This window comes from Endozoicomonas sp. SESOKO2, assembly GCF_024606245.1.
Lineage (GTDB): Bacteria > Pseudomonadota > Gammaproteobacteria > Pseudomonadales > Endozoicomonadaceae > Endozoicomonas_A.
Genome location: NZ_JAHHPQ010000752.1, coordinates 1 through 2,540 on the forward strand (window position 1 = coordinate 1; position 2,540 = coordinate 2,540).

Sequence of the window (2,540 nt, forward strand, 5' to 3'; positions counted from 1 at the left end):
AACAGGCCTGGAGCCCCGACTTCAGGTAGCTCATTCAAAACAGCAGCCTGAAGCTCTGGGGTTGGAAGAAAAAGATGAGTACTCCATTCGAGATCATGCTGCCTTCGATGCCGTCACGTATCAGCAACCTTCTCAGGCCAGTCATTGGATAAAGCACCAGCAGCCAGCACCTCTGGTGATTCAGGTCAATGAACAGACCAGCTTCAGTCAGCTATTTGATACTATTCAAATCACCTCAGAACAAAAGGCACATTTGGGTCGGCGTCAGAGTGAGTCGCAGGAGGCATTCACTGCTGGCAAACCGATTGTATTGTGGGGACTGGAAAGTAATCCAACACTTCAGCAGCTTCTGGAACCCTTGATGGTTGGACAACCGCTGTTGGTCAATGGCCAATTACAAGCCTACCCACAAGCTCATATCACCCTGCTTTGGCCTGAGTCTGCGAACAGCCCATCTTCGATATTCAGTTCAATGGTTGCCAGGGGTAAACCGTGTCCTGAGGTGGATATCTGGGATATCAGTGCAGTCAATCATGGTATCTCCCGGCCAGAGCTGCCAGAACGAGCACTTCACGCACTTTACGAAGCGTTTAAAACCGTACCTGCCCAGCTTTGTAACCCACTGCCTGAGTTGACCGAAGGGTTATTAAATAACCTGATACTGGCTGCCCGGCGAGCACAGCAGATCGACCAGTCCCCAAAGCTCCTGCCCCGACACTGGCGCAAGGCCATCAATAGCGTCATCACCCACGACACCCGACAGAATCCGGCAGTGCGGGATTTTATGAAAGTGGCCTGTTGGCACATACTGCCCGACGCTCATGAGGAGCCGGGTCAGCATCAAACTGCCTCGGTAGACCCGGATCGGTTGAATGCCATCATCGGCAGTGCCCCGCAGTTGGATAGAGCGTTTGTGAAGCAGAACCTGTGGCCACTGGCCAGAGCCTTTGACCTGACAGTCCTTGAGGACAGCCAATTTGCAGGATTACAACTGTCCTACGAAACTCCATTTCCAGTGCGGGGTGAAGAAGAGATTCTGGACAGGCTTTGTGCCATCATCCTGGCCCATGCGCCTGAAGCACAACGAGCAGCAATAGCGTATCAGTTAGCCGTCGAACCGGCGGCAGCAGAGCCTTATCAGCGCTTGGCCATCAGACCATCAAGACAGATTAAACGTTTACAAGATGCTCTGGCTTCCGGCTGGCAGTTACCCTTGCAATTGGGGCAGATCCGATCCGATGCCATTCACGCTCTGGCCAGAGATTGTTTTCATATTGCCAGAACAGCACATTCTGACGCGGCAGGCATTGAACAGATAGAAAGTCGACTGTCTCAATCATTGGAGTGGCAGGGTTCCGCCGATCAGCCTTTGTCAGCACTAGCTCACGATCTTTATCACGGCCTGATGAATCAGAAGGATCGTGAAAGCCGTCGATTATCCTCACTCTATGACCGGTTTGCGGACTCACCCGTTATATTTCTGCAGGGAGAAACCGGCACCGGGAAAAGTTATTTTTTCGCCAGAATGACGAAGACTTCAGGGCAGGCTTCGGTCATTTCCCTTGGGCCTGCTGACAGCGAAAAAGCCCTGATGAAACGCTGGCAGTGGCGAAAGCACGGAGATGGCGACTGCTCTGCGGAACAGCAAAACCAGGTACTGATGGAATGGGCCAACATCCGGGCCGACAAAGACGAACACAAAGACGGGCGCCATGTTGAAAAAAAATATGTTGAAGAAAAATATGTCACCCTGGTTCTGGATGAAGCCAACCTCACCAAAACCGGACTGCTGGCGTCATTGAACGGCTTATGGGAAGCGGAGCCCTGTATCTATGTGAATAGTCATCCTGTCAGGGTCAGCTCAAAACACCGGGTAATTATCACCAGTAACCCGGACCATGACGCCGGGTGCCAGCTCGACCCGACCGTGAAAGAGAAGTTGTCCAGGACATACTCCCCCACCCTGAACCGGGCTTTCCTTCGGGACAGAGTGGTGGAACCGGCTCTGATCAGGCATTTACAACCGCATCTGCCCGACTATCAAATAGACACTCTTGCACAAAGTGCCACCGGGAGTGTGATGGCGCTCTGGCAATATTATCAGGAACTGTTGCCAGAGCATGACTTTACCCCCAGGGATTTAACGGATATCTGCAGCTGGGTGGGTTGGTATCTGGATGGTGCATTACCCGTCAGTGACAGTGTTACCTGTGAGCAAATGAACGGTTTGATCCAGCAAAGTTTTCGCGATGTGCTGGGTCCTGAAATCAGCGAGACTCATCAGGATGCACTGTCAGCGCTGGAGCTTAGGTTTGCTGCCCGTTACTCCCCGGACAACACCCTGAGCGACAAAGTTCATAATCAGAGCATCCTGCCCCACATACAGCAGGCCTTCAAAAAATTCACCGAACAAACCCGACCTGACTTTGATACATCCGGTTCAGCAGTCAGTGAGCTGGTGCAACGGCTTGGACAGGATTTAAGTCGCTGTCAGCAGGCTTATCATCTCAACAGAAAACACGACGGTCGTCAGGCGACAC

The 2,540-nt window shown here is 52.3% G+C and carries 1 protein-coding gene; it reads left to right on the forward strand.

Annotation, left to right across the window (positions count from 1 at the left end; translation table 11 throughout):
* The coding region (locus KDK17_RS17970; RefSeq protein WP_257288712.1) for an AAA family ATPase at window positions 1-2,540 on the forward strand (2,540 nt) is incomplete at both ends.